General features: G+C 55.3%; 15 protein-coding genes and 1 tRNA gene. 5 read left to right on the forward strand and 11 right to left on the reverse strand.

The window, feature by feature from the left end; genetic code table 11:
• Positions 1 to 88: 88 nt before the first annotated feature.
• Positions 89 to 1,435: a bifunctional UDP-N-acetylglucosamine diphosphorylase/glucosamine-1-phosphate N-acetyltransferase GlmU gene (gene glmU / locus TMES_RS19770; protein ID WP_085585801.1), complete on the reverse strand. Its 1,347-nt coding sequence runs from the start codon at positions 1,433 to 1,435 to the stop codon at positions 89 to 91.
• A 241-nt stretch (positions 1,436 to 1,676) separates the two neighbouring features.
• Between glmU and TMES_RS19775 the strand changes: the two genes are divergently transcribed.
• Positions 1,677 to 2,348, forward strand: a complete 672-nt coding sequence (locus TMES_RS19775) for an HAD-IA family hydrolase (RefSeq protein ID WP_085585803.1) — start codon at positions 1,677 to 1,679, stop codon at positions 2,346 to 2,348.
• Between the two features lie 90 nt (positions 2,349 to 2,438).
• A tRNA-Val gene (locus TMES_RS19780) sits at positions 2,439 to 2,515 on the forward strand.
• Between the two features lie 209 nt (positions 2,516 to 2,724).
• Here the strand turns inward: TMES_RS19780 and araD are convergent.
• The 4 genes from araD to chvE all read right to left on the reverse strand — a co-directional run bounded on the left by araD (position 2,725) and on the right by chvE (position 8,624).
• On the reverse strand, positions 2,725 to 4,470 hold the full coding sequence (gene araD / locus TMES_RS19785; RefSeq protein ID WP_085585805.1) for an L-arabinonate dehydratase: 1,746 nt from the start codon (positions 4,468 to 4,470) through the stop codon (positions 2,725 to 2,727).
• 177 nt (positions 4,471 to 4,647) lie between these two features.
• Positions 4,648 to 5,832, reverse strand: coding sequence for a multiple monosaccharide ABC transporter permease (mmsB, locus tag TMES_RS19790; protein WP_085585807.1), 1,185 nt, complete (start codon positions 5,830 to 5,832; stop codon positions 4,648 to 4,650).
• 10 nt (positions 5,833 to 5,842) lie between these two features.
• Entirely contained in the window at positions 5,843 to 7,363 is a 1,521-nt protein-coding gene (gene mmsA, locus TMES_RS19795; protein ID WP_085585809.1) for a multiple monosaccharide ABC transporter ATP-binding protein, read from the reverse strand.
• Between the two features lie 169 nt (positions 7,364 to 7,532).
• On the reverse strand, positions 7,533 to 8,624 hold the full coding sequence (chvE, locus tag TMES_RS19800; protein WP_085585811.1) for a multiple monosaccharide ABC transporter substrate-binding protein: 1,092 nt from the start codon (positions 8,622 to 8,624) through the stop codon (positions 7,533 to 7,535).
• Positions 8,625 to 8,864: 240 nt separating this feature from the next.
• Here chvE and TMES_RS19805 point away from each other — a divergent pair, with 240 nt between their 5' ends.
• The 3 genes from TMES_RS19805 to TMES_RS19815 all read left to right on the forward strand — a co-directional run bounded on the left by TMES_RS19805 (position 8,865) and on the right by TMES_RS19815 (position 11,210).
• Positions 8,865 to 9,866, forward strand: a complete 1,002-nt coding sequence (locus TMES_RS19805; RefSeq protein ID WP_085585813.1) for a LysR family transcriptional regulator — start codon at positions 8,865 to 8,867, stop codon at positions 9,864 to 9,866.
• A gap of 229 nt (positions 9,867 to 10,095) precedes the next feature.
• The gene (locus TMES_RS19810; protein ID WP_085585815.1) at positions 10,096 to 10,647 is read left to right on the forward strand and encodes an AAA family ATPase; all 552 of its coding nucleotides are present in this window, start codon (positions 10,096 to 10,098) and stop codon (positions 10,645 to 10,647) included.
• Positions 10,648 to 10,757: 110 nt separating this feature from the next.
• The gene (locus TMES_RS19815; RefSeq protein ID WP_085585817.1) at positions 10,758 to 11,210 is read left to right on the forward strand and encodes a thermonuclease family protein; all 453 of its coding nucleotides are present in this window, start codon (positions 10,758 to 10,760) and stop codon (positions 11,208 to 11,210) included.
• 67 nt (positions 11,211 to 11,277) lie between these two features.
• Here the strand turns inward: TMES_RS19815 and TMES_RS19820 are convergent, their stop codons facing one another.
• Genes TMES_RS19820 through TMES_RS19845 form a run of 6 tightly spaced genes read right to left on the reverse strand, consistent with a single transcriptional unit; the run spans position 11,278 to position 17,315 of the window.
• Positions 11,278 to 11,772: a phosphatase domain-containing protein gene (locus TMES_RS19820; RefSeq protein ID WP_085585819.1), complete on the reverse strand. Its 495-nt coding sequence runs from the start codon at positions 11,770 to 11,772 to the stop codon at positions 11,278 to 11,280.
• A complete protein-coding gene (locus TMES_RS19825) occupies positions 11,769 to 12,377 on the reverse strand; it encodes a histidine phosphatase family protein (protein ID WP_085585821.1) in 609 nt (202 codons plus the stop codon). The genes TMES_RS19820 and TMES_RS19825 overlap by 4 nt, the downstream gene beginning before the upstream one ends.
• Before the next feature lie 9 nt (positions 12,378 to 12,386).
• Positions 12,387 to 13,475, reverse strand: coding sequence for an MBL fold metallo-hydrolase (locus TMES_RS19830; protein ID WP_211275970.1), 1,089 nt, complete (start codon positions 13,473 to 13,475; stop codon positions 12,387 to 12,389).
• A complete protein-coding gene (locus tag TMES_RS19835) occupies positions 13,475 to 14,617 on the reverse strand; it encodes an ABC transporter ATP-binding protein (protein ID WP_085585823.1) in 1,143 nt (380 codons plus the stop codon). The genes TMES_RS19830 and TMES_RS19835 overlap by 1 nt, the downstream gene beginning before the upstream one ends.
• Positions 14,605 to 16,332 (reverse strand): ABC transporter permease, encoded by a 1,728-nt coding sequence (locus TMES_RS19840; RefSeq protein WP_085585825.1) that lies wholly within the window; start codon positions 16,330 to 16,332, stop codon positions 14,605 to 14,607. Before TMES_RS19840 ends, TMES_RS19835 begins: the two co-directional genes overlap by 13 nt.
• On the reverse strand, positions 16,332 to 17,315 hold the full coding sequence (locus TMES_RS19845; protein ID WP_085585827.1) for an ABC transporter substrate-binding protein: 984 nt from the start codon (positions 17,313 to 17,315) through the stop codon (positions 16,332 to 16,334). Before TMES_RS19845 ends, TMES_RS19840 begins: the two co-directional genes overlap by 1 nt.
• Positions 17,316 to 17,455 lie beyond the last annotated feature (140 nt).

Here is a 17,455-nt window from a genome sequence, read left to right on the forward strand (position 1 = left end):
CCGCCACAACCGGGCGCGCCTTGCACAAAATACTCAATATTTAAAATCGCAGTCCGGTTTCACCCTGAAGACAGGGCTTCGCCGGGTCTTAATTTTTGCCCGTCAATGCCCGCATTTTGTCGCGAAACCGGGCGGCCCAGCCGGGCTTTTCGGTTCGTTCTGCGCGCACCAGCACCAGCGCATCGGCGGCAACATCACCGCTTAATGTGCTGCCCGCGCCAACAAACGCCCCGTCGCCGACGGTCACCGGTGCCACCAGCGCTGTGTTGGAGCCAATAAACGCGCCCGCGCCAATGTCGGTCTGGTATTTTTTAAAACCGTCGTAATTGCACGTAATGGTGCCAGCCCCAATATTGGCCTTGGCTCCGATCCGCGCATCACCGATATAGGACAAATGGTTCACCTTGGCCCCGGTTTCCAGCGTGGCCTTTTTGATTTCAACAAAATTGCCCACCTTTGCCCCTTTGCCAATGTCGGCACCGGGCCGCAGGCGGGCATAAGGGCCAATATCGGCATGGCTGGCAATGGTGCAGCCTTCAAGGTGGCTAAACGCCTTAATGGTAACATTGTCGCCAATTTTAACGCCCGGCCCAAACACCACATTTGGCTCAATCACTACATCCTGGCCAATGTCGCTATCGGCACATAAAAACACCGATCCCGGATCCACCAGCGTTGCGCCATTGCGCATGGCGGCATCACGCAGGCGGCTTTGCATCAGTTGTTCGGCAATCGCCAGCTGGGCACGCGAATTAACGCCAAGAGTTTCTTCTTCGGCGACCTCAACCGCAACACAGGTTCGGCCCTGATCACGGGCCACTGCCACGGCATCGGTCAGGTAATATTCGCCTTTGGCATTTTTGTTGTTAATCGCATCAAGCAAATCAACCATGCCCTCGGCAGCAAAGCACATCACACCGGAATTGCAAAAACCGATCCGGCGCTCGGCATCGGTGCATTCCTTGTCTTCAATAATTGCCTGCAATTCGCCCGTAAACGGGTCTGTTGCCAGACGGCCATACCCCGCGGGGTCATCCGGGGTAAAGCCCAACACCGCCACCGCGTGCGGGCCCTCGTTGCGCGCCGCAATCAGGCGTTCCAGCGTGGCGGGGGTAAAAAGCGGGCTGTCGCCATACAGCACCAAAACGTCCCCCGTGGCATTTTCAAGCGCATTCCGTGCGGCCAGCACCGCATGGGCGGTTCCCAGCCGGTCCGTTTGTTCAAATGTCGGGTGCGGAGCCACGGCTTTTTCAAGGGCTGCCATGTCGGGGCCAACCACAATCAGGGTTTGCTCGGCGTGCAGGAAACGGGCCGCGTCGATCACGTGGTTGACCATCGGCTTGCCTGCAACCTTGTGCAAAACCTTGGGCTGGGTGCTTTTCATTCGCGTTCCCATACCGGCCGCCAGGACAACAACACTTAATGGTCTAGACATTTAAAATCCCTTATTTCCGACCGCAAAACACCGTGAAACGGCCTGTCAATTCATCTGGTATCACATTAACATCCCGCACTCGTATCGCAAATTAACGCAATGCAAAAGCCCTGCCTGAATCACGTTTTGTAACCTGATGTTAGCAGATGTTACAGATTGTTAATGCCCTTGTTATTGGCACGCGCGCTGTTAAATTCAACTGACGTAACTCTGTGTTTTTATCATGACAAAAGGCCACCCCATGACCCATTTTATCCTGTTCGATCTCGACGGCACCCTGATTGACGGGGTCGATGATCTGGTCGTGGCGATGAACCGTTTGCTGGCCGAACACACCCTGCCCGCCCTCACCCGCGAAGAACTCGAACCGATGCTGGGCGACGGCGCACGCGTGCTAACCCAACGCGCCTTTAGCGCCCGCAATTCAGATTTGAACGACGGTGCCTTGTCGGCCGCCTATGATAAATTTGTATCGCTCTATGAGGCAACGGGCTACCGCGACACATATTTGTATAACGATGCCGAAACCACCCTGCGCGACTTGCATAAAAACGGCTGGAAAATCGGCCTGGCCTCAAACAAACCCACCCGCCCGTGTCGCGAAATTCTATCGCTTCTGGGCATTGATGATCTGTTCACCACCATCGCCGGGGGCGACGCCGCCGATGTGCGCAAACCCGATGGCGGGCATTTGGCCTTTGCTCTGGATGGCATGGGATATAACCGCGATGCCGGTGATTACGCCGTCATGATCGGCGATCACGCCAATGATGTAAATGCAGCGCGCGCCATCGGCATTGCCGCCATTGCGGTTGCGTTTGAGGTAGATGACGCCAAGGCCCGCACATTGGGGGCCGATGCCGTTTTAACCCGCTTTGCCCAACTGCCTGATGCCTTGAACAAAATTGCCTGAAAACGCGGCTTGACACCCCCGGCACGGCCCCTTATAACCCGCGCCACCGACGGAATACGAAGCAGTCACAATGCACTGCTTCCCCGTTTCGGGCGTATAGCTCAGTTGGTTAGAGCGCTGCCTTCACACGGCAGAGGTCACAAGTTCGAATCTTGTTACGCCCACCATTTTCCCAATCCCCGAACGATCTCTATTAAAGCCTGAAATTCAGCTTTAAATACCAATGCCTGTTGTTTTTTTCTAGCGGCAACCGTTCCCAAAAAAGAAAAGGCACCAACGCAACCGGACGGATTGCATTGGTGCCTGATATAACGTTCTGCGTTACGCCACACCAACTTCCCGTTTAGCAAGCTGGCATGGCGTTTTAGCGCCGGATCTAGTGGCTATCCTTCGGGATTTCCTTGCCGCGACCGCCTAACAGGAAGTCAAAATCGGCCCCTTTATCGGCGCCAATGACGTGGCTGTAATAAAGGGATGCATATCCGCTGGCAGGGATTGGCACGGTGGTTTGCCACGCTGCCAAGCGGCGAGTAATTTCGTCGTCGGGCACATCAAGATGCAGGCGACGGTTGGGCACATCAAGTTCGATCATGTCGCCATTTTGCACAATCGCCAGCGGGCCACCGGCGGCGGCTTCGGGGGATGTGTGCAAAACAACCGTGCCGTATGCCGTGCCGCTCATGCGGGCATCGGAAATACGCACCATGTCGGTAATGCCCTTGCGCAAAACCTTGGGCGGCAGGCCCATATTGCCGACCTCGGCCATGCCGGGATAGCCTTTGGGGCCGCAATTTTTAAGGACCATGATGCAGTTTTCGTCGATATCGAGGCTTTCGTCGTTAATCTTGCCTTTATAATCGTCGATATCTTCAAACACCACGGCGCGTCCACGATGCGTCATTAAATGTTCAGACGCGGCGGAGGGTTTAAGCACCGCGCCGTTCGGGGCAAGGTTGCCCTTAACCACGGCGATGCCGCCATGCTGGGTCAGGGCTTTTTCAAACGGCAAAATAACATCGTCGTTCCAGTTGCGCACTTCGGCCACCTGGTCCCACATGGTTTCGCCCGAAACCGTGATCGCATCCTTGTGGATCTGCCCGCTTTCGGCCAGCGCCTTGATCACGACCGGCAAGCCACCGGCATAGAAGAATTCCTCCATCAGGTATTTGCCCGATGGCTGCAAATTAACGATGGTCGGAATATCGCGTCCCAAACGGTCCCAGTCATCCAGCGTCAGATCAACGCCCAAGCGCCCGGCAATCGCCAGAAGGTGAATAACCGCATTGGTCGAGCCACCAATCGCGCCATTAACACGAATGGCGTTTTCAAACGCATCCTTGGTCATCACGTCAGACGGTTTAAGGTCATCCTTAACCATCTGCACAATGCGACGCCCGGTTAAATGCGCCATCACCCGGCGACGACTATCAACAGCGGGAATGGCGGCATTACCCGACAGCGCCATGCCCAGCGCCTCGGCCATGCTGGCCATGCTTGATGCCGTGCCCATGGTGTTGCATGACCCCGGCGAACGCGACATCGCCATTTCGGCATCGAGGAAATCCTCGGTGCTGATTTTTCCAGCCTTGCGGTCTTCGGACAATTGCCACAGCGAGGTGCCCGAACCAATATCCTGCCCGCGCCATTTACCGTTCAGCATCGGCCCGCCGGTTACGACAATGGCGGGAATATCAACACTGGATGCCCCCATCAACAAGGCGGGGGTGGTTTTATCGCAGCCCACCATCAGCACCACGCCGTCAAGCGGGGTGCCGCGCAGGGCTTCTTCCACATCCATGGCGCACAGGTTACGAAACATCATCGCCGTGGGGCGCAGCGTGCTTTCGCCCGGTGAAAACACCGGAAATTCCAGCGGCAGGCCACCGGCTTCGTAAATGCCATGTTTGACCCGTTCAGCAAGATCGCGCAGATGCGCGTTGCACGGGGTTAATTGCGACCAGGTGTTGCAAATGCCAATCACCGGGCGACCATCAAACAAATCGGCCGGCAAGCCCTGATTTTTCATCCAGCTGCGATGATAGATATTGTCCTTGCTCGTGCCACCAAACCATCCTTGCGACCGCAAGGTGCGCGGCCAGGCTGCGGGTTTAAAGTTGCTCATGGCCGGTCTCCTGAGTTTATGTTGAACGCGGTTTTTTTATCACCCGCGCCCCGGGGGCAAAGCGCCCCCGGATAGATATTCAAACGGTGCAAAGACACAGGGTAACTGGCACGAAATGTGCCATCACATCCCGCCTTTTGCCCGGTTTTCGGTCCGTTTTGTTGTTGGGTCAATTCTTTAGGCCTTGTTTTTGTTATAAACATCGAAAATCACGGCGGCGAGCAGCACCAGGCCCTTAATTACCTGCTGCCAGTCAATCCCGACACCAACAATCGACATCCCGTTATTCATAACGCCCATGATCAGGGCGCCAACGACAGCGCCGATAATTTTACCGACACCACCAGACATGGACGCGCCACCAATGAAAACGGCTGCGATCACGTCAAGTTCAAAGGCAAACCCGGCTTTCGGGGTTGCGGTATTTAAACGGGCGGCAAAAACCAGCCCGGCCAGCCCCGCCAGCATGCCCATATTGGCAAAGGTTAAAAAGGCCAGTTTGCGCGTATTAATGCCCGAAAGCTGTGCGGCCTTTTCATTGCCCCCCATCGCATAAATGCGGCGCCCAATTGTTGTGCTGTTGGTGACAAAGGTGAAAATCGCAATCAGCACGGCCATAATGATCAACACATTGGGCAAACCACGATAGGTCGACAACAGATAGGCGATATACAATATCGCCAGACCGGCAAGGGCATGTTTGGCGGCAAAAAAGGCCATCGGTTCTTCAACTGCGGCAAACCGGGCCTGCTTGGCCCGCGCCCGCAACCCCAAAACCGGCAGCAGCACGGCAACAAAAACACCCAGCGCCATCGAAAAAACGTTAAACCGCCCTTCGATCAGCCCGCCGAAAAAGTCGGGCACAAAGCCCGATGACATCAGCTGGAAATTGGCCGGAAACGGCCCCACCGATGCCCCGCCCAGCAAGGCCAGCGTCAAGCCGCGAAACACCAGCATCCCCGCCAGTGTGACGATAAAGGATGGAATACGCCAATAGGCCACCCAATAGCCCTGGGCACAGCCAATTAACCCGCCCACGACCAGACAAACCGGGACGACAACAACGGTTGGCAGATCCCACTGCACCGCCATCACAGCGGCCAGCGCGCCGATAAAACCAACGACAGATCCCACTGACAGGTCGATATTGCCGCCGACAATCACCAGCAACATGCCCACGGCCATGATGATGACATAGCTGTTTTGCAAGAAAAGATTGGTCAGATTGACCGGCTTCATCAACACGCCGTCGGTCAGGTACTGAAAAAATGCCATGATCGCGATCAGGGCCAGAACCATGCCATATTCACGCATATGAGTGCGCAGGTAATAGCTGATATTTTTGGTTGAAGTCTCACTCATTGGTCTGTCCTCACCCCTTCAGGATCATGTGCATGATCTTTTCCTGGCTGGCGTCACTTGCGGCCAGCTGCCCTTTGATTTCGCCCTCATTCATCACGTAAATGCGGTCGCACATGCCCAGAAGTTCCGGCATTTCCGACGAGATCATGATGACCCCTTTGCCGTCTGCTGCCAGCTGATTGATAATTGAATAAATCTCGTATTTCGCGCCCACATCAATGCCGCGTGTCGGCTCGTCGAGGATCAGCACTTCCGGCCCGGCAAACAGCCATTTGGACAACACCACCTTTTGCTGGTTCCCGCCCGAAAGATTGATAACCTTCTGGCCAACATTGGGGGTGCGAATGTTGATTTTTTGCCGGTATTCCTCGGCCACACCGCGTTCGGCCCCTTCATTTAACACCCCGTGTTCCGACACACCGGGCAAATTGGCAAGGGTGATGTTGGTGGTGATGCTTTCATCAAGGATCAGGCCCATTTCCTTGCGGTCTTCAGTCACATAGGCCAGCCCCGCGGCAATGGCGCGCTGCACGGTGGAAACATCCACTGACTTGCCATGCATCAAAACGTCACCGCTGATATTGTGGCCGTATGACTTGCCAAAAATGCTCATGGCAAGTTCGGTGCGCCCCGCCCCCATCAACCCGGCAATGCCAACAACCTCGCCTGCGGCTACGTCGATATGAACGTCTTTGATCAGTTTCTGGGTGGGATGCAAAGGGTGATAGCAGGTCCAGTTGCGAACCTCCATCATGGTCGCGCCAATATTGGGTGTGCGCTCCGGGTAACGATGCGCCATATCGCGCCCGACCATATCCTTGACGATATCATCCTCGCTGATCTGACCATCAAGGCAATCGAGCGTTGAAACCGCCTTGCCGTCGCGAATAACCGTAATCCGGTCGGCAACCCGACTGATTTCATTTAACTTGTGCGAAATCAGGATCGAGGTAATGCCCTGATTGCGAAACTCGATCAGCAAATCAAGCAATTTCTGGCTGTCATTTTCCTGCAGGCTTGATGTCGGCTCGTCAAGAATAAGAAGTTTCACTTCTTTCGACAGGGCCTTGGCAATTTCCACCAGTTGCTGCTTGCCAACACCAATATTGGTTACCAGCGTATTGGGGGCCTCGCGCAGGCCGACCTTGCCCAAAAGTTCGGTGGTGCGGGCAAAGGTTTTGGGCCAGTTAATCACACCGTTTTCAGAAAGTTCATTGCCCAGAAATATGTTTTCGGCAATCGATAACAATGGCACCAGGGCCAGTTCCTGATGAATAATGATAATGCCGCGTGCTTCGCTGTCGCGGATGTCCTTGAATGACTGAATATCATCATCAAACAGAATGTCACCGTCATAGGTTCCATGCGGATAAACGCCGCTTAAAACCTTCATCAGGGTCGATTTTCCCGCGCCATTTTCGCCGCACAAGGCATGAATTTCGCCCCGTCGTACTTTAAGGTTCACATCATCAAGCGCCTTCACACCGGGAAACGTCTTGGTGATATTGCGCATCTCCAGGATGGTATCCATCCGGTCCTCCCGAATTCCGGCAATAGTGCCGGCTCCCTTTTGCAAAACGGCCCGTTGGTGCCACCATCGGACCGACGGCCACCTGTTTGATCCGGTGGCTTGCGGCATTGCCAAAAAGGCGGGCGGCATATCGACCACCGCCCGCCTTCATTTTCAGGCAAAACCGTGCTTATTTAACCTGGTCGGCGGTATAATAACCCGACCCGACGATAATGCCTTCCCAGTTGGATTTATCGACCAATACCGGTTCGAGCAGATAGGACGGAACAACCTTGACACCATTGTCATAGGTTTTGGTGTCGTTCACAGTCGGCTCTTTGCCTGCCAGAACGTCATTGACCATGCTCACCGTGACACGGGCCAGTTCGCGGGTGTCTTTGAAAACGGTTGAATATTGTTCACCCGCAAGGATCGATTTGATTGACGGCAATTCGGCGTCCTGCCCGGTAACGATCGGCATTTTCATATCGCCCGAACCATAACCAACACCTTTAAGCGACGACAGAATGCCAATCGACAACCCGTCATAGGGGGAGAGAACACCATCAACCTTTTCATCGGTGTAATAAGCCGACAACAGGTTATCCATCCGGGCCTGGGCCACCGCCCCGTCCCAGCGCAGGGTCCCAACCTTGTCCATCCCGGTCTGGCCGGACTTGATCACAACCTTGCCTTCATCAATCAACGGCTGCAAAACCGACATCGCACCATTATAGAAGAAGTAGGCATTGTTATCGTCAGGCGAACCGCCAAACAGTTCAACATTGTAAGGGCCGTCGCCACGCGATGCCAAACCATCGACCAGCGAGCTTGCCTGCAGCACACCAACCTTGAAATTATCAAACGTGGAATAATAATCGACATCGCCGCTATCGCGGATCAGGCGGTCATAGGCAAAAACCTTGATCCCCGCTGCCTTGGCATTTGCCAGCGCGTTGGACAGGGTTGATCCGTCAATGGCGGCAATCACCAGCACATCAACACCCTTCACAATCATGTTTTCAATCTGGGAAAGCTGATTGGGAATATCATCTTCGGCATATTGAAGGTCGGTTTTATACCCGGCTTCTTCAAACTGCTTAACCATCGAATCGCCATCCGAAATCCAGCGAGCAGATGATTTGGTCGGCATGGCAATCCCGACATATCCCTTGTCGGCGGCATGGGCGGCAGTCATGCCAAAACCACCTGGCATCGAGGGGGCAAAGGTCGCGGCCGCGCCAAAGGCAATGCCGGCCAATACAGAACTCAGACGTTTCATTATGTTTTCTCCCTAATGACACAACAATTTCCGGCATTCGCCTGTTGGTTAAGGCACCGGGTGCCCGTCCTTGCTGTGTTGTTTTATTTTCGCACCGACTGCCATTTTCCAATGACACCGACGGCGCAATATTCCGTTGCTTCGCCATAACATTCAAATAATGAAAACTGAACATTGCATATCAAAACTGATATACTTAAAACCTGCATCGCCAACACCTAAAACGAAAGTGCGCGCGCCATGGCTCAACCCGCGATCACATCTGTTATGACACCGGCCCAAACCTTGCTGTCGGGGTCGGGAAACCTGTTTAAACGCGGGCTTAAAATCAGCCATTTGCGCATGATTGTTGCGATGGAGGAAACCGGCCAGATCAGTCTGGCAGCTGCAATGTTAAAAACATCTCAGCCCGCCGCATCGCGGCTGTTATCGGAAATGGAGGAAATGCTGGGCACCCGCCTGTGTGAACGCGGCGCGCGCGGGGTCGAAATGACCAATGCCGGGCGCGCATTGGCCCAACGCGCGCGCACCATGTTAATTGAAATGCGCGAAGCCGAACGCGAGATCGAAGATATCAAAAACGGCGGTGGCACCGTTTTCATAGGCGCGGTTACGGCGGCGGCTGTTGACCTTGTGGTGCCGGTGGTGCGCGATATTCAATCGCGCAATGCCCGGTTTGAAGCACAGGTTGCCATCGGCCCGTCGCATATTCTGGTCAAAAGCCTGCTGGCGGGGGAATATGATTTTATCATTGGTCGCGTGCCACAGGATGTCGACCCGCGCCTGTTTCACATTCGCCAGATCCGCAGCGAAAAAATCCGGTTACTGGTGCGCAAGGGCCATCCGCTATTGGCCCATAATCCGGTGACAATGGCCCAACTGGCAACATATGAATGGATATTACCGCCACCGGGCAACCTGATGCGCCGCACGATCGAGGATGTTTTTATCGCCCAAAACCTGCCCCTGCCGCGATCCGGGCTTAATACCGCATCTTTGCTGGTAACCCTTGCCGCAATCAGCAATAGCGACGCCGTCGCCCCGATGGCCGAAGAAGTGACATCGCTGCTGACCCGGGGCGGTGCAATTGCCGAACTGCCGCTGACTGAAACCATCGAGATCAAACCCTATAGCCTGCTGACCGCCGCCGGGCACCGCCTGTCGCCATCGGCACAGCTGGTATCAGATCATATTCTGGCACGCATTAACCTGCCCGGAAATGATGCGGGTGAAACCGTTTAAAAACACACGCCATCATCGTGATTATCGCCGCCGGATTTAACAGTGCCCCGCCCGCGATCCCAAAGGTTGCGCCGCGACGGATCACGATTGACAAAGCCCGGTATCGCGATAAAACACCGCGCCTGCAACCGGGAAATTCCGGTTTTCGATTAGTCAAAAAACCGCCCCGGATCCGCCATAAGCTTGCCGTATTACCCGGACAAATCCGCACCCTGTGCAGGATAGAAAAATGTCACCCCAAAATTCAAATCTGATCGTCCTGACCGGCGGCCCCGGTACAGGCAAAACAACGCTGATCAAAACGCTGGAACAGCGCGGTTATCACATCAGCCCCGAGGTTGCCCGTGCCGTTATTGCCGGGCAGCAGGAGCGCAACGGCACTGCCTTGCCATGGGTTGACAATGCCGCCTATGCCAATGTCATGCTGCGCGGGTCGATCCGTGCCTGGCAAGAAGGGCTCGCACAGGACCCGCAACCGGTATTTTTTGACCGGGGCCTGCCCGATACCCTCGCCCATCGTCGCCTGTCGGGATTGCCAGAAGAAGGCAGCGTCAGCCAAGCCATTGCGACATATCGCTATCGCAAGACGGCCTTCATTTTGCCGCCGTGGGCCGATATTTACACACCCGATGATGCCCGCACGCAAAGCTTTTCCGAGGCTGTGCGGACCTATGTTGTGTTGTGCAAAACCTATATCGAATGCGGTTACGAGCTGGTTGAACTTCGCAAGGACACACCCGAAAGGCGGGCCGACCTTGTATTAAACCATTTACGCCTTTAACAGCCGCTTCCCGTCACAACCCCGCCCCTGATCCGTCACCCCTGTAGCACGTAGAACAACCGATAAAAACAATTGCGCGAAACCCGCGCCCAAACACGAGCACCTGCCCCATGACCCGGTTAAAATCCCTTGCTGGCATATGCCTGCTGGCGACGTTGTTATTGCTGCCATTTTATCACGCCCATGCCGCCTGTTATGACTGGCCCCTGCGGGAACGCGGTGGTGAATATGCCTATGACGGCGATACCATATATGTGCTGATCCCCGGTTTACCCGGCGAAATTGCCAAAATGTCGGTGCGTGTGCGCGGGGTGGATACCCCCGAAATTCGCGGCAAATGCCCGATGGAAAAAGAACTGGCCAACAAGGCGCGCGATTATGCAAGGTACAGCCTGAAACAGGCGCAAAAGGTGGAATTCTGCGAGCCCGAATGGGGCCGCTATGGCGGGCGCGTGGTGGCATCGGTGCGCATTGACGGCCGTGCGCTGGATCAAGAGCTGATCAATAACGGTTTGGCACGCGCCTATGATGGCAAAACAAAACGTGCGCCTTGGTGTGGTTAGGCAAACCCCATGATAAAACCGGCGGCATTCCCTGCCGCCGGTTTACCATTACAGCCCAAATATCAAATCAGAAATTACCCGGCGCACATTGCAGGCAGGTCAGGCCAAGGTCGCGCCATTTTTCGACCACCGATTGCCGGTCATCGACCACCAGCCACGGGGCAAAACCATCGGCCCGGATCTGGTGCAACAAATCTTCCTTAACGTCTTCGTCACTGCGGTGATCGGCATCGACCGGGCGCAAATAAACCCCGTCAAACGGAATTTCATGCGCCTTTAGCCACGCTTCGGTACGGTCACGCCAGCCTTCGGGGCGGCCGGTACAAATGACAATTGCCTGTCCGGTGCCATGCAAAATGCGCAACAGCCGTTCAATATCGGCCACCGGTGCGGTGATATCCATCGCATCAAAAAACGCATCCCAGTATTTAACCGGCCCGTGCACCAGATGGCCCAGCACATCGGCATCAAATTCGGCCAGGGTGCCGTCAACATCAAACACAACTGCCGGGCGTGGCTGACTGGCAGTTCCTGGCACCAACTCGTTATTTTCAAAGGTCATTCGATATCCTGTCTGGCGGCATTGGCCTGTTTTGATAAAATTTCATGGGTCCAGCGCCCGTCTCGCGGGGTGAACAAAACCGGCGTCGCATTCATAATGCGCGGGCCATCGGCATCAAACCCGGTTAAATGCAAAATACAGCGCATCACCCCAGAATGACCGACAATCACGGTTAATCCTTGCGCATCATCCTGCCCATGCCCGGCAAGGGCAACTTTTAGCGCCTCGCACACCCGTTGACACATGTCGTTAAACGGCTCGCCATTTGGCGGTGTGTCAAAACGCGGGCAAATTTCAATAACCGGGCGTCCTTCCAGATCGCCCCAGTGGCGTTCGCGCAAGCCACTCAGGATTTCCACCTGATGGCCGGGCACGGCAAGGGCGGCGGTGCGTTGCGCCCGTGATTGTGTGCTGGCATATACGGCCCGCCATTTATGCTGCGCCATCAAGGGGGCAACGGCACGCGCCTGTTCTTCGCCAGTGGCGTTTAAGGGCACATCGGTCGACCCGGCAATAATACCGGTGCGGTTGGCCTCGGTTTCGCCGTGACGCATAAAAACAAACGGCACTGCGGGCATGTCATAGTACCCATAGGGAAAAATCATGTGAAAACCTTACAGATAAAACCGGTCCGATAGCTGTAACCGGCCTTCAAATCCTTCGACAAGGCCGAATTCTTCGGGGCGGGTACAAAATAACGGCACGATTTGTAAGGCATGGCAGTTTTGGGCCAGTTCAACCACATCGCGCAGGCGCGGATGCACATTCCAGCGATGAAATTCGCCCTTGCCCTCGTTCACCAGTTTACGTGCTGTTTCGGACATATGGCCGGTATAAATCACCTTGGCATCCTGCCCCAAACGCCCTTGTTCCTGCCATTTGCGGGTAATGTCGCCCGATGCGCCCTTGGTACCACACGGTGAATGGCATAATAGCAATTTGGCATCGGGGTTAAATTCGCGCGCCTTGGGTGTTAACCGGCGCAAATCGGCAATGGCGTCAAAGGTGACAAAATCCTGCCCGCCCGGGGTTAATACCTGCTGAACCCGACCATAACAACGCATGTCCATTGTCCAGTCGGTTAAGCCGTGGCGTTCAAACAGCAGGGCCATTTCGGCGGCCCGGCCACTGGGTGGTACGGGAAACAGAATTTGTCCGTCAAACCCGGCAACGGCCCCCAATAGCCCGTCAATCCGGTCGCGCTGCGAAACATTATCCATGCCATAGGATGCATCACATAAAACCGTGGCCGCATCGGGGGCCTGATCATATAAAAAATAATCGGATTCCGTGCAGATATCACCGGTATAAAGAACCCCGCCGCCGATATCAAAATGCAGCCACACCCCGCCAAAAGCATGGCCGGTGCGCCCGGTGGTAACAGTAACACCATCGACCTGAATTTCGCCAAAAGCAGGCAAAATGTTCACATCCGCACCCGGCGGCAAGGCCTTGGCAGTCACAGCGGTGCAGTAAATTGGCAAACCGGCCTCGATGGCATAATGCGCCGCACCGATATGATCGACATGATCATGGGAAATGAAAACGGCATTCACTTTGGTCAGCCACGCCGGGTCAAACCCCGGTTCATTTTCCAGCCCGTCGCCACAATCAAGCAACCAGCGCCGGTTTAAAAAATCCAGCCGGATACAGGCCGGGGCTTTCTCGCCCAAACCCGATAAAACACGAATACCCGCCGCCATTACGCAGCCTCCTGGCGTGAAAAGACCCAACCATCGCGGATCGATAATGAAATTTGTTCGCCAATGCGCGCCCGTTGATCGGCGTAAACCGGCACCGAATGCTGGCCATCAAGGCGAACCGACAGGCGAAACCGCCCGCCCAGATACACACAGTCATCAACCATCCCGGTTAAATTGCCCTGCATATCCACCCGCACATCTTCGGGCCGCAAACACAGGCCCAGCGATGTTTGGTGCTGCATTTGCCCATCGACGACCGCAGCACCATCGTTTGAGGGCACCATACGGGCCGGATAGGCCCGGCAATGCGTACTGGCTTCGATACTGATCCGGGCCATCACATCTGCGTTACCAATGCGCACCGCACATCGGCCATCGCCCTGCATCGTAAACCCGCCCACAGGTAACACCGCCCCGGCCCCGACAAAACCGGCAACCATATTGTCGCTGGGCTCGCGGTACAGGGTTTCAGGTGCCGCCATCTGGCGGATATGCCCCCGGTCCATCACGGCAATGCGGTCGGCCATCGCCATGGCTTCGGCCTGATCGTGGGTGACGTAAACCATGGTCGCCCCGGTCCGGCGGTGAAAATCCAGAAATGCCTGCTGCATGGTTTCACGCAGATGCACATCCAGGTTTGCCAGTGGTTCGTCTAGCAACACCGCGCGCGGCTCCATTACCAGGCAGCGCGCCAATGCCACGCGCTGGCGCTGCCCGCCGCTTAGCTCGGTCGGGGAACGGTCGGCATAATCGCCCAGCGATACAATCGCCAGCGCATCTCGAATGCGTTTATCACGATCCGCGCGCGATAATTTACGCACCTCAAGCGGATAGCCCACATTGCGCGCCACCGACATATGCGGCCACAATGCATAGGACTGAAAAACAATGCCCAGATTGCGATCTTCCGGGGCGACCATAATCTTTGCCGCCGGATCAGCCACCGCCTGCCCGGCCAGAGAAATGACGCCGCCATCGGGTTCCTCGAACCCGGCCAGCAAGCGCAGCAACGTGGTTTTACCGCAGCCCGATGGCCCCAGCAGAGCCACAAACTCGCCATCGGCAATATTTAACGACACATCATTGACGGCGCGATAATCGCCAAATGTTTTGGTGACATTATGTAAATTTATGTCTGCCACGGTATTACTCCCTTGGGCAAATGGCGCGATGCCAGTTGAAACCCTGTCATCAGGGCCACAACAACACCCACCACCATGACCGCCACGGCCGATGCCATGACGCTGTCGCCGCTATCATCAAGATTGAAAATCAGAACACCCAGCGTTTCATTACCTGCCGACCACAACAGGGCCGAAACCGTTAATTCGTTAAACGCGGTTAAAAACACCAACAATGCGCCCGCCGCCGCCGCCGGTGCAGCAAGCGGCAACAATATATCGCGCAACCGCCGCCCCACCCCGGCCCCGCAGGCTTGGGCGGCTTCTTCCAGTGCCGGGTCGAGTTGCAAAAAGCTGTTCATCACCGGGCGCAGTGCAATGATTAAAAACCGCGCCAGATAGGCGACAAAGATAATCGCCAGCGTGCCATACAGGCTGATGTTCAAAACCGGAATGCGAATGAACAGCAAAATACAGGCAATGGCCAACACCACGCCGGGCAAGGCATAGGGAATTTCGACCAGCAAATTAATCACGCGGGTTAACCGTGTGGGCCGACGAACAATAACGTAAGCCAGCGGCAAACAAACCCCGACCAGCACAATCGCCGCCCCCACCGCCAATAACAGGCTGTTGTGAAAGGCACGGATGGTGGCGGGCTGAACAAACAGCACCTGATAAAAGGCATCAAAACTGAAATTATCCAGGCTTAACCGCACCCCGAATGCCGGGACTAGCGATGTTGCCACCAGTGCCATCAGCGGCACGACCAAAATGGCGACCAGAACCGCCCATAGAACAATTTCAATCACAAGGCGGCGGTTGCCCAGCCTGATATCCAGCGGGCGTCCCACCACGCCCATCAAACGGTAATCGCGCTTGCTTAGCAAACGGTGATGGATAATCACACCGACAACCGCGATTAAGCCAATCAGCATTGCCAACACCGACACCTCGCCCAATGCCGAAGGGCCAAAACTGGAAAGTTTGCGATAAATAAGGGTGGGTAACGTTATGTAATTGCCCGGAATGCCCAGCATCGCCTGAATGCCGAAATTGCCCAGTGCGGTGACAAAGGCCATGGCCGTGCCCGCGATCAGGCCGGGGCTGGTCAGTGGCAAAATCACCTGCCACCACAGCCGCCCGCCGCGCGCACCGGCAAGCCTTGCTGCCTCGATCTGCTCGCGCGGCAACAGGCGCAAATTGGCGCGCAGGGTTAAAAATACAATCGATGCGTGCTGAATACCCAATAATAATGCAATGCCCTCGGCCGAATAAAGCGGCTGGGGCGATCCCATTGCCGGGGCCATGCCAATGGCGTTTAACAGCGCACTGCTGGGCCCGGTTAATTGCACCCAGGCAAGGGCGGTAATTTGCGGCGGGATCATCATCGGGATCATGAAACAAAACACCAGGGCCGCCTTGGCGCGGATGTCTGTTAGTGCCACCAAAAAGGCAAAGGCCCCGCCAATCAGCAAGGAAATAACGGTTCCCAACCCGGCGGTATAAAGGCTGTGCGCTGTTGCCCGCCACGTCTGACTGCTTTGCGCCACATCGCGCAAATAATCCAGGCTGGGCGTTCCATGCACAAACAGACCCTCGACCGCGAGGCGGATCATGGGCAAAACCGAAATAATGATCACCGGCACAAACAGCAAAGGCAGCAACCGGTCAGAAAACCGGTTGCCCCCCATTTGCAGGCCGGATGCTGACAACCAGCGTCCGACAGCCAACATTATTCTGCCCCGAACATCTCGGCGAATTTCTTCTTGTTCGCGTCGGCATTTTTAAGGGCCACAGCGGGGTCAAACGCCATCAGCTTGATATCCTTGCGGGCCGGAAAACCGGCCGGCAGGTCCATGTCGTTGCGCGCCGGAATATATCCCATATCCTGCACCAGTTTCTGGCCTTTGCCCGACAGAACAAAATCGACAAACTTGTGTGCGGTTTCAACATTTTTAGCGGTTTTCAATATCGCCACCGGCTCGGTCACATAGGTGACACCTTCGCTTGGAAACACAAAATCAACCGGCGACCCTGCTGCCTTGCCACGCAAAGCAAGGAAATCAACCACAACGCCATAAGGCTTTTCGCCCGAGGCAACGGCCTTGAACGTGCCACCATTACCGCCCTGCGCACGGGTATTGTTATCGGCCAGCGCCTGATAATAATCCCAACCCAGATCGGGGTTTTCGGTCAGGGTTGAAAGATGGATCAACGCCGCACCGGAATAAAGCGGGCTTGGCATGGCGATCTGGTCTTTCAGCGCCGGGTCCGCCAGGTCTTTCCACGAGGTCGGCTTTTTTGAAACGCCGGTATTATAAACAATGCCGGTCGTGATCAGCTTGGTCGAATAATAATACCCTTCGGCATCATAAAGGGCAGGCTCATAGGCACCAGCTTCGGGGGATTTATAGGCCTGAAGCTGACCTTGCTGTTTCATGCCTTCCAGTGTGACGGTATCGGCAATCAGCAAAACATCGGGGCGCGGGTCGCCAGCAGCAATTTCAGCACCCAGTTTGGCCATCAGCTTGGTGGTACCATCACGCACCCAATCCACTTCGATGTCAGGATAGGCGGCCTTAAAGGCATCGACGGTAGTTTGGGCATCCTGGTTGGGCTGGCTGGTATAAAGAACCAGCTTTTCGGCAGCCTGACCAACAATTGGCAACATCATTGTGGCCGAAGCCACGGCAGCAAGAAGAACTTTACGCATCATCAATATCCCCTGGACCGGTTGAAACTTTTTAAAGGTTTCGTACGAAAACAACGTGAGGGGGACGCTACCGATATTTTCATAACAGTTGTGTGACAAAGCAAAGAATTAAATGTTTCAACAGTGATTGCGGGGTTCTCAGC

Origin of the sequence: Thalassospira mesophila, assembly GCF_002115755.1 — a bacterium.
Lineage (GTDB): Bacteria > Pseudomonadota > Alphaproteobacteria > Rhodospirillales > Thalassospiraceae > Thalassospira > Thalassospira mesophila.

Excerpts from the sequence above, each read along its gene's own strand:
- chvE (WP_085585811.1), bottom strand. The coding sequence starts at position 8,624 with ATGAAACGTCTGAGTTCTGTATTGGCCGGCATTGCCTTTGGCGCGGCC.
- TMES_RS19820 (WP_085585819.1), bottom strand. The coding sequence starts at position 11,772 with ATGACCTTTGAAAATAACGAGTTGGTGCCAGGAACTGCCAGTCAGCCA.
- TMES_RS19775 (WP_085585803.1), top strand. The coding sequence starts at position 1,677 with ATGACCCATTTTATCCTGTTCGATCTCGACGGCACCCTGATTGACGGG.
- TMES_RS19815 (WP_085585817.1), top strand. The coding sequence starts at position 10,758 with ATGACCCGGTTAAAATCCCTTGCTGGCATATGCCTGCTGGCGACGTTG.
- mmsA (WP_085585809.1), bottom strand. The coding sequence starts at position 7,363 with ATGGATACCATCCTGGAGATGCGCAATATCACCAAGACGTTTCCCGGT.
- araD (WP_085585805.1), bottom strand. The coding sequence starts at position 4,470 with ATGAGCAACTTTAAACCCGCAGCCTGGCCGCGCACCTTGCGGTCGCAA.
- TMES_RS19845 (WP_085585827.1), bottom strand. The coding sequence starts at position 17,315 with ATGATGCGTAAAGTTCTTCTTGCTGCCGTGGCTTCGGCCACAATGATG.
- TMES_RS19830 (WP_211275970.1), bottom strand. The coding sequence starts at position 13,475 with ATGGCGGCGGGTATTCGTGTTTTATCGGGTTTGGGCGAGAAAGCCCCG.
- TMES_RS19825 (WP_085585821.1), bottom strand. The coding sequence starts at position 12,377 with ATGATTTTTCCCTATGGGTACTATGACATGCCCGCAGTGCCGTTTGTT.
- mmsB (WP_085585807.1), bottom strand. The coding sequence starts at position 5,832 with ATGAGTGAGACTTCAACCAAAAATATCAGCTATTACCTGCGCACTCAT.
- glmU (WP_085585801.1), bottom strand. The coding sequence starts at position 1,435 with ATGTCTAGACCATTAAGTGTTGTTGTCCTGGCGGCCGGTATGGGAACG.
- TMES_RS19805 (WP_085585813.1), top strand. The coding sequence starts at position 8,865 with ATGGCTCAACCCGCGATCACATCTGTTATGACACCGGCCCAAACCTTG.
- TMES_RS19810 (WP_085585815.1), top strand. The coding sequence starts at position 10,096 with ATGTCACCCCAAAATTCAAATCTGATCGTCCTGACCGGCGGCCCCGGT.
- TMES_RS19840 (WP_085585825.1), bottom strand. The coding sequence starts at position 16,332 with ATGTTGGCTGTCGGACGCTGGTTGTCAGCATCCGGCCTGCAAATGGGG.